Source organism: Thiohalocapsa sp. (assembly GCF_019695415.1).
Taxonomy (GTDB): Bacteria; Pseudomonadota; Gammaproteobacteria; order Chromatiales; family Chromatiaceae; genus Thiohalocapsa.
The window spans coordinates 1-1707 of the sequence record NZ_JAIFKJ010000528.1; the positions used below are offsets into that span (position 1 = coordinate 1).

General features: G+C 67.1%; 2 protein-coding genes. Both read right to left on the bottom strand.

What is annotated here, in order from left to right; all coding sequences use genetic code 11:
• Window positions 1–716: co-chaperone DjlA (gene djlA, locus I6U14_RS14660; protein WP_296900259.1), on the bottom strand; the 716-nt coding region annotated here is incomplete at its 3' end.
• 1 nt (window position 717) lies between these two features.
• Window positions 718–1383, bottom strand: a complete 666-nt coding sequence (locus I6U14_RS14665; protein ID WP_296900260.1) for an energy-coupling factor ABC transporter permease — start codon at window positions 1381–1383, stop codon at window positions 718–720.
• Window positions 1384–1707 lie beyond the last annotated feature (324 nt).

Consider the following 1707-nt stretch of genomic DNA (forward strand, 5'->3'; position numbering starts at 1 on the left):
GTCGCCGCCGGTTGTTGGTGGCGGCGGCCGGCGTGGGGTGGGGGGGCCGGGGCGTCTGTCCCGCAGCGGACCTGGCCCCGCGCAGAACGCCGCCCGGCGCCGGCGTCCCACTGGCGGCCGGCGCGACCGGCGCCCGCCCGGCCCTGGCCCGCCGAGCCCCCGGCGAAGCGCCGCTCCATCCGCACCAGGTTCTCCATCGGGCGGAACAGCACCGGCGAGACGCCGAGCCCAAAGCGGATCTGCTCCAATGCCTGCCGCTTGGCGGCGGAGGGCTCGCCGTCGGCGTAGGCCGCCTGGAGCTGCACCTCGAGAAAGAGCTGGATCAGCAGCCTCCGGCCCATGCACTCACGCCGGAAGCGGCTCACCACGGCGGCGAGGTCGAAGTCCGGCGCCTTGCCTTGGCGGAATAGGGCGATGGCTGCGTTGCGGCGCTCGCCTGAGAGCTGCAGGCGGGACATCACGGTTTCGGCCAGGGCGATCTCACGCTCGGACACCCGCCCGTCCGCCTTAGCGATATGCCCCATCACCGAGAAGGTGGCGGTGAAGAAGGCGCTCTCGATGCGGCGGCGGTCACCGAACGGCAGGCCGTAATCCTCAGCAAGCCTCTGCACACCACGGTCGACGCCGTGGCCCAGCGTTGCCCCCAGCAGCGCGCCGAGGGGCCCACCAGCGGCGAAGCCCAGCAGGCCGCCGATGGCCTTCCCGAACCAGCTCACGTCACTTGCCCTTCAGATATTGCTCGTCCGAGAACGAGTAAACCCATTCGGGCCGAAAGGCAACGAGGATCACCATGATCCAGCCGTTCAGCATCGCTTCCGGCAGGAACATGAGGGGGAAGAAGGGCAGCACCGTCTGGCTGAGCTCGGCGAAGGTATAGGCACCGCTGCCCACCAACAGCCACGCCGCCATGTAGCCCATGGCAACGCCCACCAGGCCGGCGGTGAGGAAGCCGTTGACGAGCACGTAGACGAAGAACTGCTTCGGCAGGTAGTGACGGATCAGCACCAACGCGATCTGCGTCAGCGTGATGGGCAGCACACCGCTCACCAGGGCATTGAGCGCAAAGCCGCCCCAGGCCATGTCGCTGTTGACGTACACGCCGAGCAGCGCCAGCGACGCGGCGATGACCGCAAGGGACCAGCTGAAGATCAGTGTCACCGCCGTGAGCCCAAGCAGATGATAGTGGAGCCCCGGCTGCACCTGGGTCTCCATCTGCCAGAGGAACATCAGCACCACGGTGGCGCCGAAGAACACGTGCGTGAGCTTGGCGCCCAGTAGCCTGCGCCAGGGGGCAAGCCACACTGCCAGTGCGAGGCACAGCAGATAAAAGACGAGCGCGGCCCACATGGTAGTGGACGAGAAGAGGGCAGGGTCAAGCGACATGGAAGAGGCGGCTTGGCGTCAGGGCGCCGAATCCGGAAGCTAACCGTTTACGTCGGGGCCACACGTGATAACACAAATCCCGACCGCAGAGGGGCGAGGGGCGAGGGGCGAGGGCTAAGTTAGCAAGTATTGGATGATGGGCGGATGCTGGAGCCTGGTTGCAGCGCAGCGGAATCCAGCCTCTCTCGCAACCCACTAACTTTTAATGGTCACTGAGGCGGTTCCCGGCCTTCTCGGTCGCTTCATCCGTGCTACCCGGACTGCCCCCCACCCCACACTGCACATCGTACCTCGCCCTCAGCCCTCAGCCCTCAGCCCTCAGCC